21 protein-coding genes are annotated in these 21,047 nt (G+C 70.6%); 5 read left to right on the top strand and 16 right to left on the bottom strand.

Translation table 11 applies throughout. The features are described from left to right. Positions 1-5: 5 nt before the first annotated feature. Both ACYVC6_RS02570 and ACYVC6_RS02565 read right to left on the bottom strand, forming a co-directional pair. Positions 6-2,120 carry a RecQ family ATP-dependent DNA helicase gene (locus ACYVC6_RS02570; protein ID WP_460710659.1) on the bottom strand — a complete coding sequence of 705 codons (2,115 nt, stop codon included), beginning with the start codon at positions 2,118-2,120 and terminating at the stop codon, positions 6-8. 52 nt (positions 2,121-2,172) lie between these two features. Beyond that, a complete protein-coding gene (locus tag ACYVC6_RS02565; RefSeq protein ID WP_460710657.1) occupies positions 2,173-2,706 on the bottom strand; it encodes a hypothetical protein in 534 nt (177 codons plus the stop codon). A 54-nt stretch (positions 2,707-2,760) separates the two neighbouring features. On the opposite strand from ACYVC6_RS02565, the gene ACYVC6_RS02560 reads away from it, so the two are divergent. Further along, a complete protein-coding gene (locus tag ACYVC6_RS02560) occupies positions 2,761-3,240 on the top strand; it encodes a group II truncated hemoglobin (RefSeq protein WP_460710655.1) in 480 nt (159 codons plus the stop codon). Positions 3,241-3,510: 270 nt separating this feature from the next. On the opposite strand, the gene ACYVC6_RS02555 is transcribed toward ACYVC6_RS02560, so the two are convergent. Together ACYVC6_RS02555 and ACYVC6_RS02550 are read right to left on the bottom strand one after the other, a co-directional pair. Beyond that, a complete protein-coding gene (locus tag ACYVC6_RS02555; RefSeq protein ID WP_460710653.1) occupies positions 3,511-4,167 on the bottom strand; it encodes a response regulator in 657 nt (218 codons plus the stop codon). Next, the gene (locus ACYVC6_RS02550; RefSeq protein ID WP_460710651.1) at positions 4,164-5,294 is read right to left on the bottom strand and encodes a sensor histidine kinase; all 1,131 of its coding nucleotides are present in this window, start codon (positions 5,292-5,294) and stop codon (positions 4,164-4,166) included. Before ACYVC6_RS02550 ends, ACYVC6_RS02555 begins: the two co-directional genes overlap by 4 nt. Before the next feature lie 132 nt (positions 5,295-5,426). On the opposite strand from ACYVC6_RS02550, the gene ACYVC6_RS02545 reads away from it, so the two are divergent. Next, positions 5,427-7,550: an MMPL family transporter gene (locus ACYVC6_RS02545; protein WP_460710649.1), complete on the top strand. Its 2,124-nt coding sequence runs from the start codon at positions 5,427-5,429 to the stop codon at positions 7,548-7,550. 246 nt (positions 7,551-7,796) lie between these two features. On the opposite strand, the gene ACYVC6_RS02540 is transcribed toward ACYVC6_RS02545, so the two are convergent. Continuing rightward, positions 7,797-9,068, bottom strand: coding sequence for a methyltransferase domain-containing protein (locus ACYVC6_RS02540; protein ID WP_460710647.1), 1,272 nt, complete (start codon positions 9,066-9,068; stop codon positions 7,797-7,799). Between the two features lie 178 nt (positions 9,069-9,246). Here ACYVC6_RS02540 and ACYVC6_RS02535 point away from each other — a divergent pair, with 178 nt between their 5' ends. After that, positions 9,247-9,423 (top strand): hypothetical protein, encoded by a 177-nt coding sequence (locus ACYVC6_RS02535; RefSeq protein WP_460710645.1) that lies wholly within the window; start codon positions 9,247-9,249, stop codon positions 9,421-9,423. Between the two features lie 49 nt (positions 9,424-9,472). Then, on the top strand, positions 9,473-10,771 hold the full coding sequence (locus ACYVC6_RS02530) for a nucleobase:cation symporter-2 family protein (protein ID WP_460710643.1): 1,299 nt from the start codon (positions 9,473-9,475) through the stop codon (positions 10,769-10,771). Here the strand turns inward: ACYVC6_RS02530 and ACYVC6_RS02525 are convergent. The 10 genes from ACYVC6_RS02525 to ACYVC6_RS02480 form a co-directional block, all read right to left on the bottom strand. After that, on the bottom strand, positions 10,749-11,087 hold the full coding sequence (locus ACYVC6_RS02525; protein WP_460710641.1) for a hypothetical protein: 339 nt from the start codon (positions 11,085-11,087) through the stop codon (positions 10,749-10,751). The genes ACYVC6_RS02530 and ACYVC6_RS02525 overlap by 23 nt on opposite strands. Before the next feature lie 102 nt (positions 11,088-11,189). Continuing rightward, positions 11,190-11,396 (bottom strand): cold-shock protein, encoded by a 207-nt coding sequence (locus tag ACYVC6_RS02520; protein ID WP_460710639.1) that lies wholly within the window; start codon positions 11,394-11,396, stop codon positions 11,190-11,192. A gap of 233 nt (positions 11,397-11,629) precedes the next feature. Further along, complete coding sequence (locus ACYVC6_RS02515) at positions 11,630-12,325, bottom strand: cupredoxin domain-containing protein (RefSeq protein WP_460710637.1); 696 nt, start codon at positions 12,323-12,325, stop codon at positions 11,630-11,632. 11 nt (positions 12,326-12,336) lie between these two features. Beyond that, the gene (locus ACYVC6_RS02510; protein WP_460710635.1) at positions 12,337-13,140 is read right to left on the bottom strand and encodes a hypothetical protein; all 804 of its coding nucleotides are present in this window, start codon (positions 13,138-13,140) and stop codon (positions 12,337-12,339) included. A 9-nt stretch (positions 13,141-13,149) separates the two neighbouring features. Further along, complete coding sequence (locus ACYVC6_RS02505; RefSeq protein ID WP_460710633.1) at positions 13,150-13,899, bottom strand: hypothetical protein; 750 nt, start codon at positions 13,897-13,899, stop codon at positions 13,150-13,152. A 99-nt stretch (positions 13,900-13,998) separates the two neighbouring features. Then, positions 13,999-15,981 (bottom strand): M13 family metallopeptidase, encoded by a 1,983-nt coding sequence (locus tag ACYVC6_RS02500; protein WP_460710631.1) that lies wholly within the window; start codon positions 15,979-15,981, stop codon positions 13,999-14,001. Between the two features lie 15 nt (positions 15,982-15,996). Beyond that, the gene (locus tag ACYVC6_RS02495) at positions 15,997-16,758 is read right to left on the bottom strand and encodes a 2-phosphosulfolactate phosphatase (protein ID WP_460710629.1); all 762 of its coding nucleotides are present in this window, start codon (positions 16,756-16,758) and stop codon (positions 15,997-15,999) included. Next, complete coding sequence (locus ACYVC6_RS02490) at positions 16,755-17,723, bottom strand: NADPH:quinone oxidoreductase family protein (protein WP_460710627.1); 969 nt, start codon at positions 17,721-17,723, stop codon at positions 16,755-16,757. Before ACYVC6_RS02490 ends, ACYVC6_RS02495 begins: the two co-directional genes overlap by 4 nt. Positions 17,724-17,754: 31 nt before the next feature. Next, positions 17,755-18,414, bottom strand: a complete 660-nt coding sequence (locus tag ACYVC6_RS02485) for a hypothetical protein (RefSeq protein ID WP_460710625.1) — start codon at positions 18,412-18,414, stop codon at positions 17,755-17,757. A gap of 28 nt (positions 18,415-18,442) precedes the next feature. After that, positions 18,443-19,645: a M15 family metallopeptidase gene (locus ACYVC6_RS02480; protein WP_460710623.1), complete on the bottom strand. Its 1,203-nt coding sequence runs from the start codon at positions 19,643-19,645 to the stop codon at positions 18,443-18,445. Between the two features lie 140 nt (positions 19,646-19,785). Between ACYVC6_RS02480 and ACYVC6_RS02475 the strand changes: the two genes are divergently transcribed. Then, on the top strand, positions 19,786-20,658 hold the full coding sequence (locus ACYVC6_RS02475; protein WP_460710621.1) for a GTP-binding protein LepA: 873 nt from the start codon (positions 19,786-19,788) through the stop codon (positions 20,656-20,658). Here the strand turns inward: ACYVC6_RS02475 and ACYVC6_RS02470 are convergent. Continuing rightward, positions 20,655-21,014 carry a hypothetical protein gene (locus ACYVC6_RS02470; RefSeq protein ID WP_460710619.1) on the bottom strand — a complete coding sequence of 120 codons (360 nt, stop codon included), beginning with the start codon at positions 21,012-21,014 and terminating at the stop codon, positions 20,655-20,657. The two genes, ACYVC6_RS02475 and ACYVC6_RS02470, sit on opposite strands and share 4 nt — an antisense overlap. Positions 21,015-21,047: the final 33 nt, after the last annotated feature.

The raw sequence follows: 21,047 nt of genomic DNA, 5'->3' as shown, positions 1-21,047 counted from the left end.
GTTGGCTAGGTCTGGGAGGCGAGCGCGAGCGGGAGCACGGCCGCCGCGCCCGCCTTGCGGATCGCCTGGGCGGCCAGCGTCATCGTCCAGCCGGTGTCGATGCGGTCGTCGACCAGCAGCACGCGGGCGCCATCTGAGATCTCGGCCTGCAGGCTCGTACGCCGCCCGACCGCGGCGATGCGTTGGGCGGAGTTGGCCTGGCCGCGACCGGGAGGGACGTCCGGGTCGACGATCGCCCACCGCCCGACGATCGGGACCTGGAGGAAGCGGGACAGCCCAGCGGCCAGGTCGCTGGTGAGCGCGGGCCGCGACGCGGACTCGACGACGACGATCGAGTCGACCTGCGGCTGCCAGTCCCGGAGCAGCGCGACCACCGCGCGGGCGAGGCCGTCGGGGACCGGGCCGTCCTCGGCGCCCTGCCGGAACAGGGCGCGCAGCTGCTCGCCGTAGCCGAGGTCGGTCAGCCGGGCGACGACCCGCCCCTCCTCGGCGCCGTCGGCGATCTTGCCCTTGAGCTGAATCCCCAGCGTGGGCAGGGCGGAGGGCCACATCCGCCGAGGGGCGACCGGGACGCCGGGCCGGGACAGCCGCGCGTCGGCCTCCTGCACCGCGGCCTCCGACACCGCGGCTGACAGCGAGAGGCCACCGCAGTTGTCGCAGCGCCCGCAAGACGGCTCTGCGTCCGGGTCGTCGAGCGCTGGATCATCCAACTGCATGCGGAGGTACTTCATCCGGCACTCGGTGGTGTCGAGGTAGGCCAGCATCGCCGCCTGCTCACGCTCCCGGGCCTCGTGGACCCGGGCGTAGCGGTCGGCGTCGTAGCTCCAGTCCTGCCCGGTGGCGACCCAGCCGCCCTGCACACGGCGTACGGCGCCGTCGACGTCGAGCACCTTGAGCATGGTCTCGAGCCGGCCCCGGTTGAGCTCCACCCGCGTCTCCAGGGCAGCGAGACCCATCGGGCCGTCGTGCTCGGCGAGCGCCTGCAGCGTCTCGCGGACCAGCGACTCGCGGGGGAAGGCGAGGGAGGCGAAGTAGGCCCAGATGTCGCGGTCCTCGAGCGCGGGGAGCAGCACGACGGTCGCCTGGCCTCCGGGGTCGAGGCCGCGGCCGGCCCGGCCGACCTGTTGGTAGTAGGCGACCGGTGACTGGGGCGCGCCCATGTTGACCACGAAGCCGAGGGTCGCGTCGAAGCCCATGCCGAGCGCGCTGGTCGCGACCAGCGCCTTGACCCGGCCGTCGATGAGGTCCTGCTCGAGGGCCTGGCGCTCGGTGGTCTCGGTCTGGCCGGAGTAGGCGGCGACCTCGTGCCCCCGGGAGCGGAGGTAGTCGGCGATCTCCTGGGTGGCGGCGACGGTGAGGCAGTAGACGATGCCGGAGCCGGGCTGCTCGGCCAGGTGGTCCGCCAGCCAGGCCAGCCGCTGCTGGGCGGTCTTGAGCCGCACCACGCCCAGCCGCAGGGACTCGCGGTCGAGGCTGCCCCGGAGCACGAGGACGTCGCTGCCCAGCTGGTCGGCCACGTCGTCGGTGACCCGGGCGTTGGCGGTGGCGGTGGTCGCCAGCACCGGGATGCCCTCGGGGAGGTCGTCGAGCAGGGTGCGGATCCGCCGGTAGTCGGGCCGGAAGTCATGGCCCCAGTCGGAGATGCAGTGGGCCTCGTCGACGACGAGCAGACCGCAGGTGGCCGCGAGCCGGGGCAGCACCTGGTCGCGGAAGCCCGGGTTGTTGAGCCGCTCCGGGCTCACCAGCAGCACGTCGACCTCACCGGCCCGGATCTGGTCCTGGATCGGCTCCCAGGCCTCGATGTTGGTCGAGTTGATCGTCACCGCGCGGATGCCGGCCCGCTCGGCGGCGGCGATCTGGTTGCGCATCAGCGCCAGCAGCGGGCTGACGATGACGGTCGGCCCGGCTCCCTCCGCGCGCAGCAGCAGCGTGGCCACGAAGTAGACCGCCGACTTGCCCCAGCCGGTGCGCTGCACGACCAGCGACCGGCGCCGGTCGACGGCCAGCGCCTCGATCGCCCGCCACTGGTCCTCACGGAGCTCGGCGTCCTCGCTGCCGACGAGAGCCCTGAGGTGCCGCTCCGCCTCGCGGCGTACGTCGGTCGTCGGCGTCGTCGTCACACGACAGGTCTACCAGCGGCGACCGACGAGCCCGGGGCCCTCTCCACAGCCGTCAGGCCGCGGGACCCTTGGCACGTACGTCGGCGACGCTCGCCATCGCGTCGCGCAGCTCGGTCAGCCAGTCGTCCTCGTGCTGGCCGACGAGCCGCACGCACCAGGCCAGCGCGTCCGCGCGGGACCGCGCGACACCGGCGTCGACCAGGGTGTCGAGCACCATCCGCTGCGGCTGGCGCAGCCGGGTCATCACCGGCGCGGCGACGTGGGTCCACAGCTCGCGGTGCCGGTCGTCGCCCTCGCCCACCGAGAGCCCCCACGACACCTTGGCGTCGTAGCGGTGCTCGGCCTCGCGGGCGATCTCCATCCGCCTGGCCCGTGTCTCCTCACGGAACGCCTTGGCCCGGCCGGCCCGCGCCTCCGCGCGGGCGGCGTCGCTGGCGTCGGCCCCGAGGTCGACGTCGGGGATGGAGAGCCGGACAGTGATCTCCTCGCGGTCGATCGTGATCTCGGCAGGAGTGGCCTGCCACTCCTGCGGGAGCCGGCCGGCGAACCAGCCGGCGACGCGGTCCCGCGTCTCGTCTGTAATCATGATTACATCATTACAGAGGGATCCAAGCTGGTCGATCCCGAGGAGGATGCGGTCATGGCTGTCGATGAGCCGGACCTGCCCACGTTGTTCGAGTGGGCGGGCGGCCTGGTCGCCGTCCGGCGGCTGATCGACGCGTTCTACGACCGTGTGGAGACCGATGAGCTGCTCTCGCCGTTCTTCCCAGGTGGCGTGTCCGAGCTCCATCGCGCGCACGTCACGGTGTTCTGGGCCGAGGTCCTCGGCGGCCCGACGACCTACAGCGACGAGCTCGGCGGGCACGCCGGGATGGTGGCGCACCACCGCGACCTGGCGATCACACCCGAGCAGCGCCACCGGTTCGCCTCGACCATGAGCCTGGCCGCCGACGACGCGGTGCTGCCGGACGACCCCGAGTTCCGGGCCGCGATCATCGGCTACCTCGAGTGGGGAACCCGGCTGGCGATGCTCAACTCCCGGCCTGGCTTCGACGGCGTCGTCGAGGACGCCCCCATGCCCCGTTGGGGCTGGGGCGTGGCACCGCCCTGGCAGGGCTGAGCCGGGTCAGGCGGCGGGCCAGTCGAGTCTGGTCTCGGGAAGGTCGCCGCAGTTTCATCAGGGGATGTCGCTCAACCCGCACTCCCCGGGGTGAACTCGGCATGGGAACGGCAGGTTCGTCAGCATCCCTTGATGAACCGTCGGGGAGCCGACCGTCCTCATCTGCCGCGATCCGCGCGGCCGAGGGAGGGCGTAGGCCCTTCAGCCACGACCATTCCGCCACGACTACGCGCGTACGACCTGGGTACCCGCGACGGAGGCCAGCCGGCCCTATCCCTTGACGCGCCCGGTCTCGTACGCCCACATCGCAACCTCGACGCGGTTGCGGGCGCCGAGCTTGTTCATCAGCGCGCCGACATGGGTCTTCACCGTGCTCAGGGTGATGTGCAGCTCGTCGGCGATCTCGGCGTTGGTGCGGCCGCGGGCGACGGTGAGCAGCACTTCTTCCTCGCGTTCGGTGAGCGGCTCGATCGGCTGCGTCGGCGGGGAGGCTCGCTCCAGGCCAGCCAGCGTGGTGAGCAGGCGGCGGGTGATGTCGGGAGAGATGAGCGCGTCGCCGTTCGCGGCTGCGTGGATCGCCTGGACCAGCAGCTCGGGCCCGGCGTCCTTGAGGAGGAACCCCCGAGCACCGGCCTTGAGGGCGCCGAGGACGTACTCGTCGAGGTCGAAGGTCGTGATGACCACGATCGCCAGGGGGTTCTCGACGCCTGGGCCGGCGAGCTGGCGGGTGGCCTCGACGCCGTCGATGCCGGGCATCCGGATGTCGAAGAGACAGACGTCGGGACGCAGCTCGCGGGCCACGGCGACCGCCTCGTGACCGTCGGTTGCCTCGCCGACGACCTCGATCCCGGGCTGTGCGTTGAGAATCATCGTCAGGCCGGTGCGGACCAGGAGCTGGTCGTCGGCCACGACGACTCTGATCGTCATCGCGGCACTTCGCGCGGCAGGGTCGCTTCGACGGTCCAGCCGCCGGCCGGGTCCGGCCCGGCCTGACAGGTGCCGCCGAGGAGCTTGGCCCGCTCGGCCATACCCAGCAGGCCATAGCCCGCGGTGCTGGAGGGGCGGGCGCCCTCTCCGTCGTCGTGCACACGCAACCGTACGACGCCGACGTCACCGCACACCTCCACGGTGACAGCCGTGGCGTTGACCGCATGCCGGATCGCGTTGGTGACCGACTCCTGACAGATCCGGTACACCGCGACCCCCACCGGCTGGGGCAGGTCAGCCAGATCGCCGGTGCACCGCACCTGGACGAGGGTGCTCATCCGGCTCAGCTCGTCCAGATCGTTGATGCCCCGTTGCGGCGCGTACTCGGCCGCCTCGCCGTCGCGGAGCACCCGGACCATCGTCCGCATCTCGTGCAACGTCCGAGAGGCCTCTGCCTCGATCACCGCCAGTGCCTCCACCGCTGACGCCGGGTCTGCGGCAGCCACGGCTCGCCCTGCCTGCGCCTGGATCGCGATGGCCGACACGTGGTGGGCCACGGTGTCGTGCAGCTCGCGGGCGAGCTCACCGCGCTCGAGCGTCCTGACCTGGTTCACCTCGCGCTGGCGCGCAACCGCGCGGTAGCGCATCGCAGCCCCGAGCGCGAACACCGCGACCAGCAGGGTGGTGCCGCCGATCACGTCCCCGAGGGTCGCGCTGGTCGCGAGACCCAGGCCTGCCGGAACGGCGACGATCGCGGTCCCGATTATCGCCTCGCGTCCGGAGGCCCAGCGGTACAACGCGTAGGGCAGCAACACGATGCCCGCCATGGAGTAGAGCCCCACATCGGCGACATCCTCGACGAAGGCCGGGATGTGCAGGACCATCGCGCCGCCGAAGCCGACCGCGGTCGCCAGCAACGGATGGGTACGCCGCCAGAGCAGGACCGGGATCACCAGGAGCGCGACCACGGTGGCCAAGGGCCGCCACGCCACGTCAGGGCGGAAGATCGCCTCGCCCACGGCCGTGACCAGCAGAGCGCCGACCAGGGCCCAGTCCCGCCACACCCGCACCGGCGGGTCCGGCGCACGGGGCTCGGCAAGGACCGAGCGGACGAACGTGGCTAGCACCACGCCAGCCTAGGGAGCGGCCGGCCCCGTCGTACGGGGCACAAGCACGAGCCGCTCGTCGTACTTTCGGCCGAGGAGCCGACCCGTCCTTGGCCCGATGTGGCTCGTGCGCCGCCGCGACAGCGTGGGGGCATGTCCAGACTCCTCTACCGGCTCGGCCGGTCCGCCGCCACCCGCCCCTGGGCCGCCATCGGCGCCTGGGTCGTCCTCGCAATCGTCGTCATCGCCTCGTCGGTGGCGTTCGGGCGCGAGCTCGACGAGAGCTTCGAGGCACCCGGCCTCGACTCCTACCAAGCTGCGGAGCTGCTCGCCGAGACCCAGGCTGACGAGGGCGGGATCACCGCCCACGTCGTACTCGAGGCCCAGGACGCTGCGGCGCAGCTGGCGCCGGTCGAGGCCGCTCTCGAGGCACTCCCGCACGTGCTCGGGACGAGTAGCAGCGTCTCGCCGCACGGCGACATCGCGCTCGTGCGCGTGCAGTACCCCGCGATCGAGCACCTCGAGACGTCCGACCTGGACAACCTCAAGGAGACCGTCGCCGACCTGCGCGACGAGTCGTCGCTGACGCTGGAGACCGGAGGCGATCTGTTCTTCGCGTTCGAGGAGGCGCCCACCGGCGTGGGCGAGGTCGCTGGGCTCGTCGTCGCGATGGTCGTCCTGCTGATCGCGTTCGGTTCCCTCGTCGCGATGGGGCTGCCGATCGGGATGGCGCTGTTCGGCCTGGTCGTCGGCGCCACCGCGATGAAGCTGGTGACCTACCTGGTCGACATCCCGGCGTGGGCGCCGCAGCTCGCGGCCATGGTCGGCCTCGGCGTCGGCATCGACTACGCGCTCTTCCTGGTCACCCGGCACCGCGAGCACCTGGCCCAGGGGATGCCGGTCGCGGAGGCGGTCGGGCGAGCCCTGGCGACAGCAGGACAGGCAGTGATCTTCGCCGGCGGCACAGTCGTCGTGGCGATCCTCGGGCTGCTCGTCGCGGGGATCCCGTTCGTGACCGGTGGTGGGGTCGCCATCTCCGCGATGGTGCTCGTCATGGTGCTCGCGTCGGTCACGCTGCTGCCGGCGCTGCTCGGGCTGGCGGGGCACCGGATCAACGGACGCCGGCGCTCGCCCCACCGACCGAGCACCGGCTGGTTCCGGTGGGGCGCGCACGTGACCCGCAACGCGACGGCGTACCTCCTCGGTGGAGGAGTGCTGATGCTGGCCCTGGCGGCGCCGGTCCTCGCGCTCGACCTGGGCTTCCCCGACGACGGGACGAAGCCCGAGTCGAGGACCGAACGACGGGCCTACGACCTCATCGCCGAAGGCTTCGGCCCCGGGGCCAACGGGCCACTGGTGATCGCGGTCGACGTCGCGCAGGACGCGTCCGTGGTGGTGCCGCTGGCCGAGGCAGTCTCAGCCGACCCGGGCATCACGTCGGTCGCTGAACCGGTCATCGACCTCACAGCGGGGGTGGCGACCCTGGTGGCGCAGCCGACGACGTCGCCCCAGGACGAGGCCACCCAGGAGACGGTGACGAGGCTGCGGGGCGAGGTGTTCCCCGCGGTGCTCGACGGCACCTCTGCGACCGCCCACGTGGGCGGGCAGACCGCGACCTTCGCAGACCTCGGTGACCGGGTGCAGGAGCGGATGCCCCGCTTCGTGGCAGCTGTGCTGCTGCTGTCGTTCCTCCTGCTCACGGTGCTGTTCCGGTCGGTCCTGGTGCCGCTGAAGGCGGTCGTGCTCAACCTGCTGAGCGTCGGCGCGGCCTACGGCGTGCTCGTCATGGTCTTCCAGTGGGGCTGGGCGGCCGGCCTGATCGGCGTGGAGTCGACGGTGCCGATCGTGTCGTTCATCCCGCTGTTCATGTTCGCGATCCTGTTCGGGCTCTCCATGGACTACGAGGTGTTCCTGCTGTCGCGGGTCCGCGAGGAGTACCACCGCCACGGCGACAACACCCGCGCGGTCATCGACGGGATCGCCGGCACCGGGCGCACCATCACCGCAGCCGCGCTGATCATGGTGGCGGTCTTCTCGGGCTTCGTCCTGGGCAGTGACCCGGCCGTGAAGATGATGGGGGTGGGACTGGCCACGGCCATCTTCCTCGATGCGACCGTCGTCCGCCTGGTCCTCGTCCCGGCCACCATGAAGCTTCTGGGAGACGCGAACTGGTGGCTGCCGGCGTGGCTGGATCGGCTGCTTCCGGAGTTGGCCCCTGCTGCGTCGGTGGAGAAGCCGGTGGAGGTCGCGGTAGGCCAACCACCGCTGGCCTCCTAGGGCGCGGCTGCGTCATGTCGCCGCCTGACGGCGCGGCAGGACGTGCACGCTCATGCCGAGTTGAGGTCGCCGCAGTTTCATCAAGGGATGTCGCCCAACCCGCACTCCCCGAGGTGAACTCGGCATGGGAACGGCAGGTTCGTCAGCATCCCTTGATGAACCGTCGGGGAACCGACCGTCCTCATCTGCCGCTATCCGTGCCCTCGCAGAGGAGCGTCATGTCGCCGCGAGCGGGAGCCAGTGCGATCAAGCAGGTGGCGACTCGGAAGGCGTGTCGATCCAGTGGATCGTGTAGGCCAGCCCAGGTTGGGCATGAGGTCGCCGGCTGACGCCGTCGACCGGAAGGCCCCAGCGCGCCAGGTCGTCAGCCAGCTCGTCGTCGTCGGGCAGGTTGTGGACGCCGATGATCAGCCGGCCGCCGGGGGCGACGACGTGGTCGGCCAGGTGCTGGAGGTACGCCGGCCGGGAGCCGGCTGGGACGTAGTCGAGCCCGGTCCGGACGAAGTCGTAGCGGCGCGGCGGCATCCACCCGTTCGCGTTGGCGGTGTGGATGCGGTCGGCCCACTGCGGGCATCTCGCGCGGGCCAGGTCGGCGAGCTTGGCGCTGATCTCGACGCCGTGCGGCTCGATCGCGTGTTCTTCGGCCGCGGCCCAACGCTGGAGGTCCGCCATGAGAAGCCCGTTGGCGCAGCCGATGTCGAGGAAGGTGCCGTCCCGGTGGATGGCGTCGCACAGCAGCCGTCGGGCGTACTCCCACCCGGCCGCGTCCCCACCCTTTCCCGACTGGGCGTGCGGGGTGGTCGCGGAGAGGTACGCCGCCTCGATCAGGGCCAGCGCCCTCTCGTGCCACTGGGCCTCATCTATCCGGCCCGACTCCAGGTCGGCGTCGATGCGGGCCAGATCGCGCCAGCCACGGTCCTGGTGGTCTCGCTCGTCGAAGGGCTTGCGCGCGATGAAGACCAGCTCGTGGCCGGGCCGGCCCCGTGGCCCGCGCACCTCGACTAGGTCAAGCCAGGCATCGGCGAGCGACTGCTCGATCTCCGCACGGGAGCGGAACCTCGGCGTGAAGGGGCCGCGTGCCTGCGTCCGGGCTGGGTCGCGGACCTCGAAGACCAGGTGACCGCCGGTGCCCAGCACCGCGGCGGCACGCCTGAGCACCGCGGCCCACTCCTCGTCCTCGAGGAACATCTGCGCGACGTTCCCGGTCATCACCACCACGTCGACGTCCTCGGCGACCGGTAGGTGGGCGGCGTCGGCCTCGACCCAGGTGACCCGCTCCGAGCCCGGCTCGGCGCGAGCCACGTCCAGAGACGCGACGGCCGGGTCCACGCCGATGACCTCCATCCCGCGGTCGGCCATCATCAGCGCCAGCACGCCCGTGCCGCAGCCGATGTCGAGCACCCGCGACGCCCCGAGCTCCTCCACCAGCCCGACGTAGTGATCCAGATCAGACCGTTGAGAATCGAACGCGTCGTAGAGGCGTGCCAGCTGCGGGTCGGCGAAGTGCGGGTCAGGCACAGGCCCGACCCTCGCACCGCCGAACACACCTGTCCATCCGCAAAGCAGTGCAACCGGCCCTCCCCACGAGGAGCAGGCGCTGTGGGGTGACCGTTGCGTCTCCGGGCGGCCCTGGCCGTGCCGGTCGCATGGGCGCACACTGAAGGGTCGGGTGCGAGTCGAGGAGGCGTGGCCTGTCATGAACAATCTGAAGCGGTTCACCGTCTGCAAGGTGGCAGGCCACAACTGGGCGACGGTCGGCTACCCGCCTGGTTCGGACGGGGAGGCCGCAGGCACCTTCCTGCGCTGCCAGCGCTGTGGCAAGGAGAACCACGAGGCAGGAACGCACGCACGCGGCGGGGGCGCCGTCTTCTAGCCGATCCCTCCCGCTCGCCGCAGCCCGCGGCGGCCCATACCCTCGGTCCGTGGGACGGCCCGAGGACGAGAAGCTGCCGCTCCCCTCCATGGTCCTCTACGGCACCCAGCACATCCTGACCATGTACGGCGGCGTCATCGCCCCTCCGCTCATCCTCGGCGGTGCGGCCGGACTGGCCCCCGGCGACATGGCGCTGCTGGTCACCGCGGGCATCTTCGTCAGTGGTCTGGCCACGTTGCTGCAGACCTTGGGTGTGTGGCGGTTCGGCGCCCGTCTCCCGATCGTGCAGGGGATCTCGTTCGCCAGCGTCTCGACGATGGTGGCCATCGCCGAGGAGGACGGCCTCCGTCCGGTGTTCGGAGCCGTCATGGCTGCCGGCCTCATCGGGCTGGTGGTGGCGACGTTCTTCGCCCACCTGGTGCGGTTCTTCCCGCCCGTGGTCACTGGCTCGATCATCACGGTGATCGGGCTGTCCCTGCTGCCGGTGGCCTTCACCTGGGCCATGGGCGGCTCAGGGGCACCCGACCTCGGGTCGAGGTCCAACATCGGCCTGGCCGGGCTGACGCTGGCCGTGATCCTGGTGACGAGCCGGGTGTTCACCGGTCTGCTGTCGCGGCTCGCCGTCCTGGTCGGCATCGTCATCGGCACCGTGCTCGCGGCCGGGCTGGGTCACGCCGACTTCTCCCCCGTCACCGAGGGGGCGTACGTCGCCCTCCCTCCGGTGCTCCACTTCGGCAGCCCGACGTTCCAGGTCGGCGCCATCGTGTCGATGACCGTCGTGATGCTCGTCATCATGACCGAGACCACCGCGGACATCCTGGCGGTGGGCGAGATCATCCAGACCGAGGTCGACGAGCGCCGGGTGGCGGACGGCCTGCGCGCCGACATGCTCTCGACCACGCTGTCGCCGTTGCTCGGCTCGTTCCCGTGCAGTGCCTTCGCACAGAACGTCGGGCTGGTCGCGCTCACCCGGGTGAGGAGCCGGTATGTCGTGGCGGTCGGTGGTGTGCTGCTGGTGGTCTTCGGCCTGCTGCCCGTCGTGGGACGCGTCGTCGCGGCGATCCCCTACCCGGTGCTCGGCGGCGCCGGCGTCGTGCTGTTCGGCTCGGTGGCCGCCAGCGGTGTGAAGACGCTGTCTCGCGTGGACTTCGAGGGCAGCTCCAACCTGCTCATCGTGGCGACGGCCCTCGGGGCCGGCATGGTGCCGGTGGCCGCGCCGGAGTTCTGGGCGGAGTTCCCCCAAGGCCTGCGAGTGATCCTGGGATCGGGGATCAGCGCAGCGGCCGTCACCGCGGTGCTGCTCAACCTGCTGTTCAACGAGCTGCCTAGGACGACGAGGTCGTCGTAGCGAGCAGGCGTCGCGCTCGACGGCCCAGGTCGCTCAGATCCACCCGACCCTCCTCGGCCGCGGCCGCCAGACGCGCGGCGAGGTCGAGCGCCTCGTCGAGCTCGGGCACAGCGGCGGCGGTCTCCTGGCCCATGTCACGAAGGATCGTGATCTCGGTCCTGGAGGCGATCAAGGGGTCCACGACGCCGTCGATCCAGACCCGCGTGCGGCGGCCGTCACCGCGCTCTTCGCCGGTGATGCGCTCCAGGGCGAAGATCCGGTCGGCGCGTGCGTACTTGCCGAACCCCAACGCCACCATGCGGGAGTCTGCCGCCATGTAGGCATCTTGACACTGCCCACCGACATCGTGCCTGGTCCAAGTCCCCCCGATGCACGAAGGGCCCCGACCGCAGACGCGGTCGGGGCCCTTCGCGGTGAGTCAGGAGGAGACGCGGACGTTCTCGGCCTGCGGGCCCTTGGGGCCGGCCGTGACGTCGAACTCGACCTTCTGGTTCTCGTCGAGCGACTTGTAGCCGCTGGTCTGGATCGCGGAGAAGTGGACGAAGACGTCCTCGCCGCCGCCATCCTGAGCGATGAAGCCGAAGCCCTTGTCAGCGTTGAACCACTTGACGGTTCCCTGAGCCATGATCATTTCCTTTGTTCGGTGCCGGGGGCAATGTGCCCTCGTGCTGCTGAAGACATCCACCTGTGCTGATGTCCAGCGAACCGAAAACCAGGAAGTACGAGATACAAGCCGCGACTTCTTGCGCGGCCAGGACGACTCGAGAGCCATCCCTTCAACACGACCCACGGTACGGCACCGGTGGCTGGATCCGGGATTCGGCGAGACCACTCACGTGAGCGCAACCACCGAGGCGCCTACGCCGCACCGGCCTCCGGCGAGTCCGCCGCGACCAGGGAGGCATCGGTGATGGTGACGCCCGGGCCCTTGACGACGGCGAAGAACACCGTCTGCCCGAGCATGATCTCGACCTCAGCGGGTTCGGGCGTGCCGTCGCTGATCATGACGAGCGTCCCTTCGCCGAGGCGGGACTGCCAGGCGCGCAGCTCCTCCAGGTCGCGCGGCTTGGGGTCGGCCACGCGCACGACGCCGTGGAGCCCGGAGCCGTTCGCGTCGACGTACTCGTGCTCCCCCGGTGTCATGAAGACGTGGGTGTAGCCGCACTCGTTGGTCAGCGCGGTGCTGCCGAAGAACTCCTTCTGGCCGTCCACGGCGAACGGCCGGGTGGCCGCGTCGGGTGAGTTCCACACGACCATGTCGCCGGCCTCGACCGTCACGCGGTCCTGGTCGGGCACGAAGCGGCCCGGGTCGGCGGTGCGCTCGTCGCAGCAGTCGCCGTGGCGCTCCTTCACGAAGCGCACCGTGACTGTCGACTGGCGCATGTGCTCGGCCTCCTTGGACTTCTCGACCACCTCGACGACGTAGGGGAAGTCACCGCTCGCCCCCGCTGCTCCCGCCGGGACCAGCGCGTAGGTGTAGGTGCCCGGCCTCATGAACCGCTGGCCGTAGCAGTCGGTGTTGCGCAGCGCGCGGCTGTCCAGGTTCTCACTCATGGGACTGCTCCTCAGGGCTTGATGTCGGCGAGGACGACGAGCTCGTCCTCGGGTGCGTTGTGCTGGACCTCGGCGCCGAGGCTCTCGACGGTGACGAAGACCGCGGGGTCGAACGGGCCCGAGGCCGGGAGCACCTCGAACAGGGCGTCCACCTCGGTGATCGGGAACCGCGTGCCCGAGACGAACGGCGTGATGAGCGGGCCCAGCAGCCCGGTCAGGCCGGCGATGCCGATGGCGGCCACGACCGCGCCGACGAGGACGGCCAGGAAGGGGCCGATCAGCGGCACCCACGCGACCGCGGCCGCGACCGCCAGTCCGATGGCGGCCAGCAGGGCGGCCGTCGAGGCACCGAACTGCAGGTTGGGGACGCCCTGGACGACGCCCTCCACCTTCCAGACGCCGGAGACGAGGGTCAGCGCGACACCGAGGTCGACGGTGGTCTTCACGAAGTCCCCGAAGGACACCGGCACGGTGACCGTCGGCCAGACGATGTCGATCTTGGGTGTGCACACCTCGCCGACGCACGGGATGTCGATGCACACCTGCGGGATGTGGATGTCGGGGATGAAGTCGCCGATGTCGAGCTGGAAGCTCAGGTCGACGTGCCAGTCCAGCCTGAGGTCGGCAATCCTGACCGTGGCTGGCGGGATCAGGTCGATGGTCCCGTTGGACAGGGTCCCGCTCACGGCGTACGTCACCCCGAACGGACCGAGCGACGACGAGCCGCTCGTGGACTGCGTGCCGAGCGAGGCGACCTGCGTGTCGAACAGCTGCTGGGCCGCACCCTCGTCGATGGCGGCAACGATCTCTGACATGACTACCTCCTAGAAGTCGCCGCGGGCCAAGACGCGGTCGAGGTCGATCAGGGGACCCTCGGTCGGGGTCAGGGTGAACGCGTCGAGCGCGAGCGCGGTCACGGGGAGCGACAAGGTGGCGAGCACCGAGCGCAGGATCATGGTGAGGAGGCACTCGAGCACGGCCTCCAGGGCGTTGGGCTCGACGTCGACGATCTCGACGGCGTCCACGGCGAAGCCGATGGCCCGCTGGCCACCCACCCAGGTGCTGACCAGGTGCCCCACCGCGTGGACGCCGAGCCGGCAGCACATCGGGTTGCGCGCCTTGCCCCAGTCGTCCCGGTCGTCGGGCCACGGCTGGTCGCCGCGGTCGTCGTTCTCCTTCGGGTCGTGGTCCTTGGGGTCGTGGTCGTCGTGGCCATGGTCGTGGTCGTCGCCCTGCGGGTCGCGCTTGCCGCGGTCGGCGCAGTCGACGCACAGGGTGACCACCGTCGAGAGGCTGAACTGACCCGGACCCAGGCTCAGCTCGGGCGGCAGGGGCACGTCCTCGTCGAAGAGGTCCAGCTGGGGGATGCTCAGCTCGACCGACCACTGCAGCCCCGGCGATCCCGGGAACGGGATCGGGGCCATCTGGGTGGCCGAGGTGCTGGAGGCCGGCACGAACGCCGGCGAGCCGTAGTGCAGCAGGTGTGGCCTGGTGGTGCACACCGCGGTGATGAGGTCGTTGAGCGCCGACTCCTCGACGGCGACGAAGACCTCGCTGGCTTCGGTGAGACTCATGCTTCCCTCCCGGGTCGAGCGGCCCCTGAGAAGGCCGTTGACAGGAGGAGGCGCCGGGCGCGCCGGTGATACAGGTCCCGCGGAAGTCGGACCTGCCGGCTACCAGATGCGGACGCGCTCGCCCGGGTAGAGCCAGAGACCGTCGCCCTCGGCGGTGCCGAAGACCTCGTGGAACTCGTCGAGGTTGCGCACGATGTTGGCGCGGAACTCCGGCGGGCTGTGCGGGTCGATGGTGAGCAGCTGACGCTCCTGCTCCTCGCGCCGCTTGGTTCGCCAGCAGAACGCCCAGTTCATGAAGAGCTTCCGACGGTCCTCGTCGCTGGGCGCGCCGTCGGTGGAGATGACGTACGCCGTGTGCCCGATGGTGAGGCCGCCGAGGTCACCGATGTTCTCGCCGACGGTGAGCTGGCCGTTGACGTGCTCGCCGGGCAGGGTGCGCGGCTCGAAGGCGTTGTACTGGGCGACGAGCGCCTGCGACTTGACCTCGAAGGCCGCCTTGTCGTCGGCGGTCCACCAGTCGTGGAGGTTGCCCTGGCCGTCGTACTGCGCGCCCTGGTCGTCGAAGCCGTGACCGATCTCGTGGCCGATGACCGCGCCGATGCCGCCGTAGTTCTCGGCCGGGTGGGCGTCAGGTGAGAAGAACGGCTTCTGCAGGATGCCGGCGGGGAAGCAGATCTCGTTGGTGCCGGGGTTGTAGTAGGCGTTGACCGTCTGCGGCAGCATGAACCACTCGTCGCGGTCCACCGGTGAGCCGATCTTGTTGAGCTGGCGGTCGGTCTCGAACGCCGAGGCCGCGGCGACGTTGCCCATCAGGTCGTCGGGCCGGACCCGCAGTGCGGAGTAGTCGCGGAACTTCTCTGGGTAGCCGATCTTGGGGCGGAAGGTGTCGAGCTTCTCGTAGGCCTTCTGCTTGGTCTCGTCGGTCATCCAGTCGAGCCGCGAGATCGACTGGCGGTAGGCCGCCAGCAGGTTGGCGACGAGGTCGTCCATCAGCGCCTTGGACGTGGGCGGGAAGTGCCGGGCGACGTACTCCTTGCCGACGGCCTCGCCGAGCGCCGCCTCGACGAGGGCGACCCCGCGCTTCCAGCGGGCCCGCAGCTCGGGTGTGCCGTTGAGGGTGCGGCCGTAGAAGTCGAAGTTGGCCTCGACGAAGGGCTCCGACAGGTAGGGCGCCGCCGAGCGCAGGACGTGGGAGAGCAACCACGCGCGCCAGTCGTCGATCGACACCTCCTCGAGCACCGTCGAGAGGTGGGAGTAGTAGGACGGCTGCTTGACGCACACCTCGAAGAGCAGCTCGTCGGCCTCGAGGGCCGAGGCGCTCAGGTTGCGGACGTAGGCGTCCCAGTCGAACGCCGGGCAGAGCTCGCGCAGTCCTCCGACGGTGAACAGGTTGTAGGTCTTCTGCACGTCGCGGGTCTCGGCGCGCTCCCAGTGCCCCTCCGCCAGCCGGGTGTCGATCCGCAGCACCGTGGCGGCCGCGCCCTCGGGGTCGGCGTGGTCGGCGAGCCGGAACAGGGTGGCGAGGTAGGCGGCGTACTTCTCGCGGATCTCGGCGAACTTGTCCTCGCGGTAGTAGGACTCGTCCGGCAGCCCCAGCCCGCCTTGCACGAAGTGGACGAGGTAGCGGTCTGAGTCGCGGTCGTCGTTGTCGACGTAGGAGCCGAAGAGCCCGTGCCCGCCGATCCGCTCGAACTCGCCGAGGAACGCCGCGAGGTCGCGGACGTCGCGCAGCTTGGCGACCGCCTCCAGCAGCGGGCGGACCGGCCGGATGCCGAGGCGCTCGATGCGCTGCTCGTCCATGAACGAGGCGAACAGGTCGCCGATCTTCTGAGCGTCGGGGTTGAGCTCCGGTGCTGCGCCGTCGGTCGGGTCGTGGTCGGTGGCCGCCTTCGCCAGGTCCTCGATGATCCGGTGGACCTGCTCCTCGGCGACGTCGGCGAGCTGGATGAACGGTCCCCAGCTGGACCGGTCGGAGGGGATCTCGGTCTCGGCCAGCCACCGGCCGTTGACGTGGCCGAAGAGGTCGTCCTGGGGACGGACGTCGAGGTCCATCCCCTCCCTTGCGTCGTCGAGGATGCTCACGCTCGCGAGCCTATGTCAGCCCCCCGAGAACGCACCGCCCTCGGTCAGGACGGGCACGACCTGCGACACGTCGAGCATCGAGGCGACGGCCACGTCCTCGGCGAAGCCCGCCTCGGCCAGCTCGAGGCCGCTCGCGCAGGCCTCGAGCCGGTCCGGCAGGTGGTCGGCCACGGACCGGTACGCCGCGGCTGCGACCTCCGCCTCGGGGCTGAGGTCCTCGACCCCGAGATCGACCAGCGCGGCCAGCACCGCGCCGGCACCCCACAGATCCTCGGCGCCTGGGCGCAGCGACCCGTCGGGCCACCGCTCGCCCGCGGCGACGACCGCCACCGAGCCGGCGTCGCGCAGGTGGCGCGCCACCGCCGACCGGTTGCGTAGGCACGCTCCGACCACCGGGATCCCGGAGCTCGCCAGCTGGGCGCAGATCGACGAGCCATTGGGTGACGGGAGCACCAGCCGCTCGATGCCGGTCACCCGGGACATGTCCGCGGGGCTCAGGCTGACCCCACCCGACCCACCCGACCCGGCGGACCGCGCCTCGAGCCGGCCGACGGCGAGGGTGGCGTCGTGCTCGGCGGCGTACGCCGCGGCGCGCTCGTCCTTCCACGGGAAGGGCAGGACCGTGATGCCGCGCTCGACGGCGACCGTGAGGGTCGTCGTGAACGAGAGGACGTCGACCACCACGGCGACGTCCGCGCCGTCGGAGATCGCGGACGCGCCGGCCGGACCCCAGTCGAAGCGGAGCCGGTGTCCGGCTTGCCGATGCGGACCGATCACCGCACCCGGACGACGGACTTGCCCAGGGTGAGCCGGTCGTCCATGTCCTGCAGGGCGCGGCCGAAGTCGTCGAGCTCGTAGGTCGCGCCGATCGGCGGCTTGACGAAGCCGGCCTCGATCATCGGCACCAGCTCGGCCCACTGCTGCTGCATGTAGTCGGGCCGGACCATCGCGTAGGCGCCCCACCCGACGCCGCGCACGTCGATGTTGTTGAGGAGCAGCCGGTTGACCTTGACCTCCGGGATGCCCTGGCCGGAGGCGAAGCCGACCACGAGCAGCCGGCCCTGGGCACCGAGGACCCGCAGCGAGTCCATGAAAGCGTCACCGCCGACGACGTCGACGACCACGTCGACACCGCGGCCCCCGGTGAGCCCGCCGACGGCGTCCTTGAACCCCTCGAGCAGCACCACGTCGTCGGCACCCGCCGCGCGCGCGACCTCGGCCTTGGCCTCGCTGCTCACGACCCCGATGGCCCGCGCGCCCATGCCCTTGGCGACCTGGATGGCCGCGGTGCCCACCCCGCCGGCCGCCCCGTGCACCAGCACCGTCTCGCCCGCGCGCAGGTCGCCGCGCTCGGCGAGCGCGAACAGCGCGGTCAGGTAGTTCATCGGCAACGCCGCGCCCTCGTCGTACGACATCGCGTCCGGCAGCGCGAAGGTGAACGGCGCCGGGTTGGCGACGAGCTCGGCCGCGCCACCCCAGCCGCCGACCCCGGCGACCCGCTGGCCCGGCTCGAAGCCGCTCGACCCGGGCTGCACCACAGTGCCGGCGAAGTCGACGCCCAGGGTGAAGGGGGTCTCGGGCTTGAGCTGATACTCACCCTTGGAGAGCAGCAGGTCGGGGAACGAGATCCCCACGCTGTGCACCTCGACCAGGACGTCGTCGGGGCCGGGTGTGGGTTCGGGGACGTCGGTGACGACGACGTCGGCAGGGCCGGTGGTGGTCACGACCTGGGCAGCGCGCATGGTCCGGAGGCTATAGAAGGCCGGACATCACTCAGGGCGCGGTGTATACCCAGACGTACCGGACCGTCGCAAGCCCGGCGGCGTCGGAGAGCGCGGAGACCGTGAACCCGCTGGCCTCGGCACCGTCGTCCAGGAACGCGGAGCCGGCCTTGAGCTTGGTGGATCCCGGGATCGTGTTGCCACTCGTCGCGATGTAGACACACAGCGTGCCGGGCGTCGCAGTCGGGGTGATGGCCGTACCCGCGCACCGCGACGCGCTCTCCTCACTGCCGGTGAAGTCGACGTGGGGACCGCCGAACAGTGTGCGGCCGGGCGCGTCGTCGTCCAGCTCGACGCTCAGTGTGACGGGCAGAGGGCTGTAGCTGTAGACGGTGTCGTTCTCGCTGTCGACGTAGCCGGCCGCGATGCCACCGCCGGTCAGCACGGTCCCCGTAGGGGGCGGCGCGAACGCCGAGGCACCGTCGGCCCCGTCCTGACCGTCCTGGCCCCGAAGCCGGTTGACCGACGCCTTGCTCAGGTCCTTGACCTTCAGCGACCGGTTCTTGATGTCCTTGCCGGTGACCGACCCGTCCTTGATCTGGGCCCCGGTGACCAGGGCCGCGCCGGTCGCGGCGCCGCCGGCGGCGGACAGCACGACGGCGAGGGCAAGGGCGGAGAAGGGGATCGCAAGACGGCGCGAGGGCTGAGTCATGGCGACACTCTGCCCGGTCGGAGGGGAACTAAGGGCTGCGCGGGTCGACCAACCGGACCATCTCGAAGTGCATGGGGTCGGTGTAGCTCCAGTCGCCGCCCCAGCCGAAGCCCCACTTCTTGAAGATGGAGACGACGGTCCGGTCCATCTCGCCGACCGTGCCGCGCTGGTTGCCCGGGACGTTGAAGTCCAGCGCCAGGCCGAAGGAGTGGTTGGAGAGCTTGGTCGAGCCGGCGATGAAGCGCGGGTAGTAGCAGCCGGCGTACTCGTCGGGGTGGATCTTGTCGGCCAGTCCGCGGTCCACGATCTCCTGCAGCGCGGCGACGAGCTGGGGGAAGAGGTACTTGTTGCAGGTGACGGTGCCCAGGATCGGCACCGGCTGCGTGGTGATGTGGCTGGCGACCCAGGACGGCTCCGGGGCGATCCGCCCCCCGCCGATCACCGTGTAGCGGAACACCCCCACGACGTCGGCGACCGTGCCCGTGGTGACGGCGACCTGCTGGACGTCGGGGTCCAGCCCGTTAAGGGCGATTGCATCGACCATTGCGACCGTCGCCTCGCCGGCGAGCTTCTCGATGGGTGCGCGCAGGGTCTGGGGAGCGGTGGCGCCGGTGCGCACCAGCAGCGCGTTGTCCGCGACCATGTCGAGGTCATCGATCCAGGTCTCGTTGACCACGGCGTCGACCTCGGCGACGGTGTCGGTCAGGGCACCGATGTGCACGGCCTTGGCGTCCTCGGTGCTGCCGAGGGTGACGAACTGGTTCTCGTCCTGGGGGAGCTTCTTGGCCAGCTTCTTGCGCAGTGCCAGCTCGCCGCCGGCGACCCGGTTCCAGATCTCCTCGCTGTCCGCGACCGCCAGCTCGGTGTAGTTGCGGTAGGTCGCAGGGTTGACGGCGGCCACGTTGATCGCTTCGTTCTCGATCACCACCTGCACCATCGAGAACTGCTCCACGCCGCGGACACCCTCGAGGGCCTTGATCGACTCCACGATCTCGTCGCTCAGCGTCTCCGCCGAGGTGATGAGGATGTCGGGGTTGGCGACCTCGCCGGTGCGCGGACCGACGTCCGGCATCACGTGGTCGGGGTCGATCGAAGGCGACTGGCTGCCTCCGGTCGATGGGCTGTCGGACGGCGTCGGCCCGGCATCCGGCGTCGGGGCGGCCTGGTCGCCGCACGCAGCCGTGAGCGTCAGCAGCAGTGCCGACGACACCAGCGTCGCGCGTGCCCGCATCCTTCAGCCCTCCCCGGCCTCCCCCGCGTCAAGGGTAGGTGAGGCTCCCAGCCCTTGGCCGGAGATCGAGGGCACCGGCCGCCGATCCGGATGGCTCGCCCACTCCGAATACAGACTGACGAAAGGTAGCCTTCGCTGACATGTCCTCCACGCTCGCTGCGTCGTCCGCGGCCGAGCGACGTCTCATCGAGCACGTCGACCGGCTGGCGGTCGAGCACCCCCCGATCGACCTCGACTCGGTCGACTACTCGGTGCGCAACCCGGTCGAGTTCGAGGCCAGGTTCGGGCACGTGCTGGACTACATGGCGCGCGTCGAGCTCGAGGTCGACCGCAACGTCCTGGAGCTCACCACGATGCTCCCGGACCCGCCGGAGATCGACCGGGTGTTCTACGCCGACGTGTGGCAGCCGCAGGAGATCCGCCACGGCCTGATCCTGGACGCGCTGCAGGTGCATCTCGGCCGGCAGCCGGCCGACGCCGACCTCGACTCTCTCGGCCTCAAGCTCAAGGTGCTCGGCGCGCTGGCCCACCTCGGCGCCTTCCAGGACGTCTGCCGGATGCTCTACTACCTGACCGGCATGGCCACCGAGCGCTCGGCGGTTCTGGCCTACAACTTCCTCCATGACGGAGTCATGGGCATGGGCGAGACCGGCATCGCCAAGACCGTGATCGGCCCGATCCGCCGCCAGGAGCCCGGCCACTACGCGTTCTACCAGCTCTCGGCGCGAGCCTTGTGGGCTGAGCTGGCCGCCTGGCAGAAGTGGATGGTCCGCATCATGCGCCGAGTGTCGTTCGCCCCCGTCGGCGCCAACAGCGACAAGCAGAAGGCCGACTTCGGCGACGTGATGACCACCCTCGGCATCACCGACCGCTTCGACGACTTCGCCGAACAGATCTCCCGGGTCGAGCGCGAGCTGCTCTGGGCCCGCACCCGCGGCCTCAAGGTGCCCGACTACGTCGCAGCCGCCTTCCGCGAGGCGGTCGACCTGGCGCGCCTGCGGCGCGCGGCCTAATCCCCTGCCGAGGTCGCGGCCATACGCGCGGCGTCGACCAACCGGTTTGCGGCGCGTTCAGCTCTCTTCAGTTCATCATTGGAAAGCGGCTGGTGGCTGTATCCGGCCTTGGTCTTGATACGCAGGAGGTTCCGTAGCGATCCGCTGAGGTCTGGCTCCGCTGAGTGCAACAGCGCGATTGCCTGCTCGTGATCATCCCCAATCGAATGCTGACCTAGGCGGACACAACAGACGACGTCGGCTGCGGCGATGCCCGCATGGACGTAAAGCGTGCCGAGCACGTCCGGCAACGCTCCGTCGTCGTCGAGGATTTGAATCTCCTCGGCGGCATTCAAGAAGCCTGTCGCCTTCCGCATGCGCCCTGCCTGCACCGATGAGTCGCACGCACG

The sequence above is a fragment of the Nocardioides dilutus genome, assembly GCF_054779555.1.
This window is presented reverse-complemented; position numbering and strand designations above follow the sequence as displayed.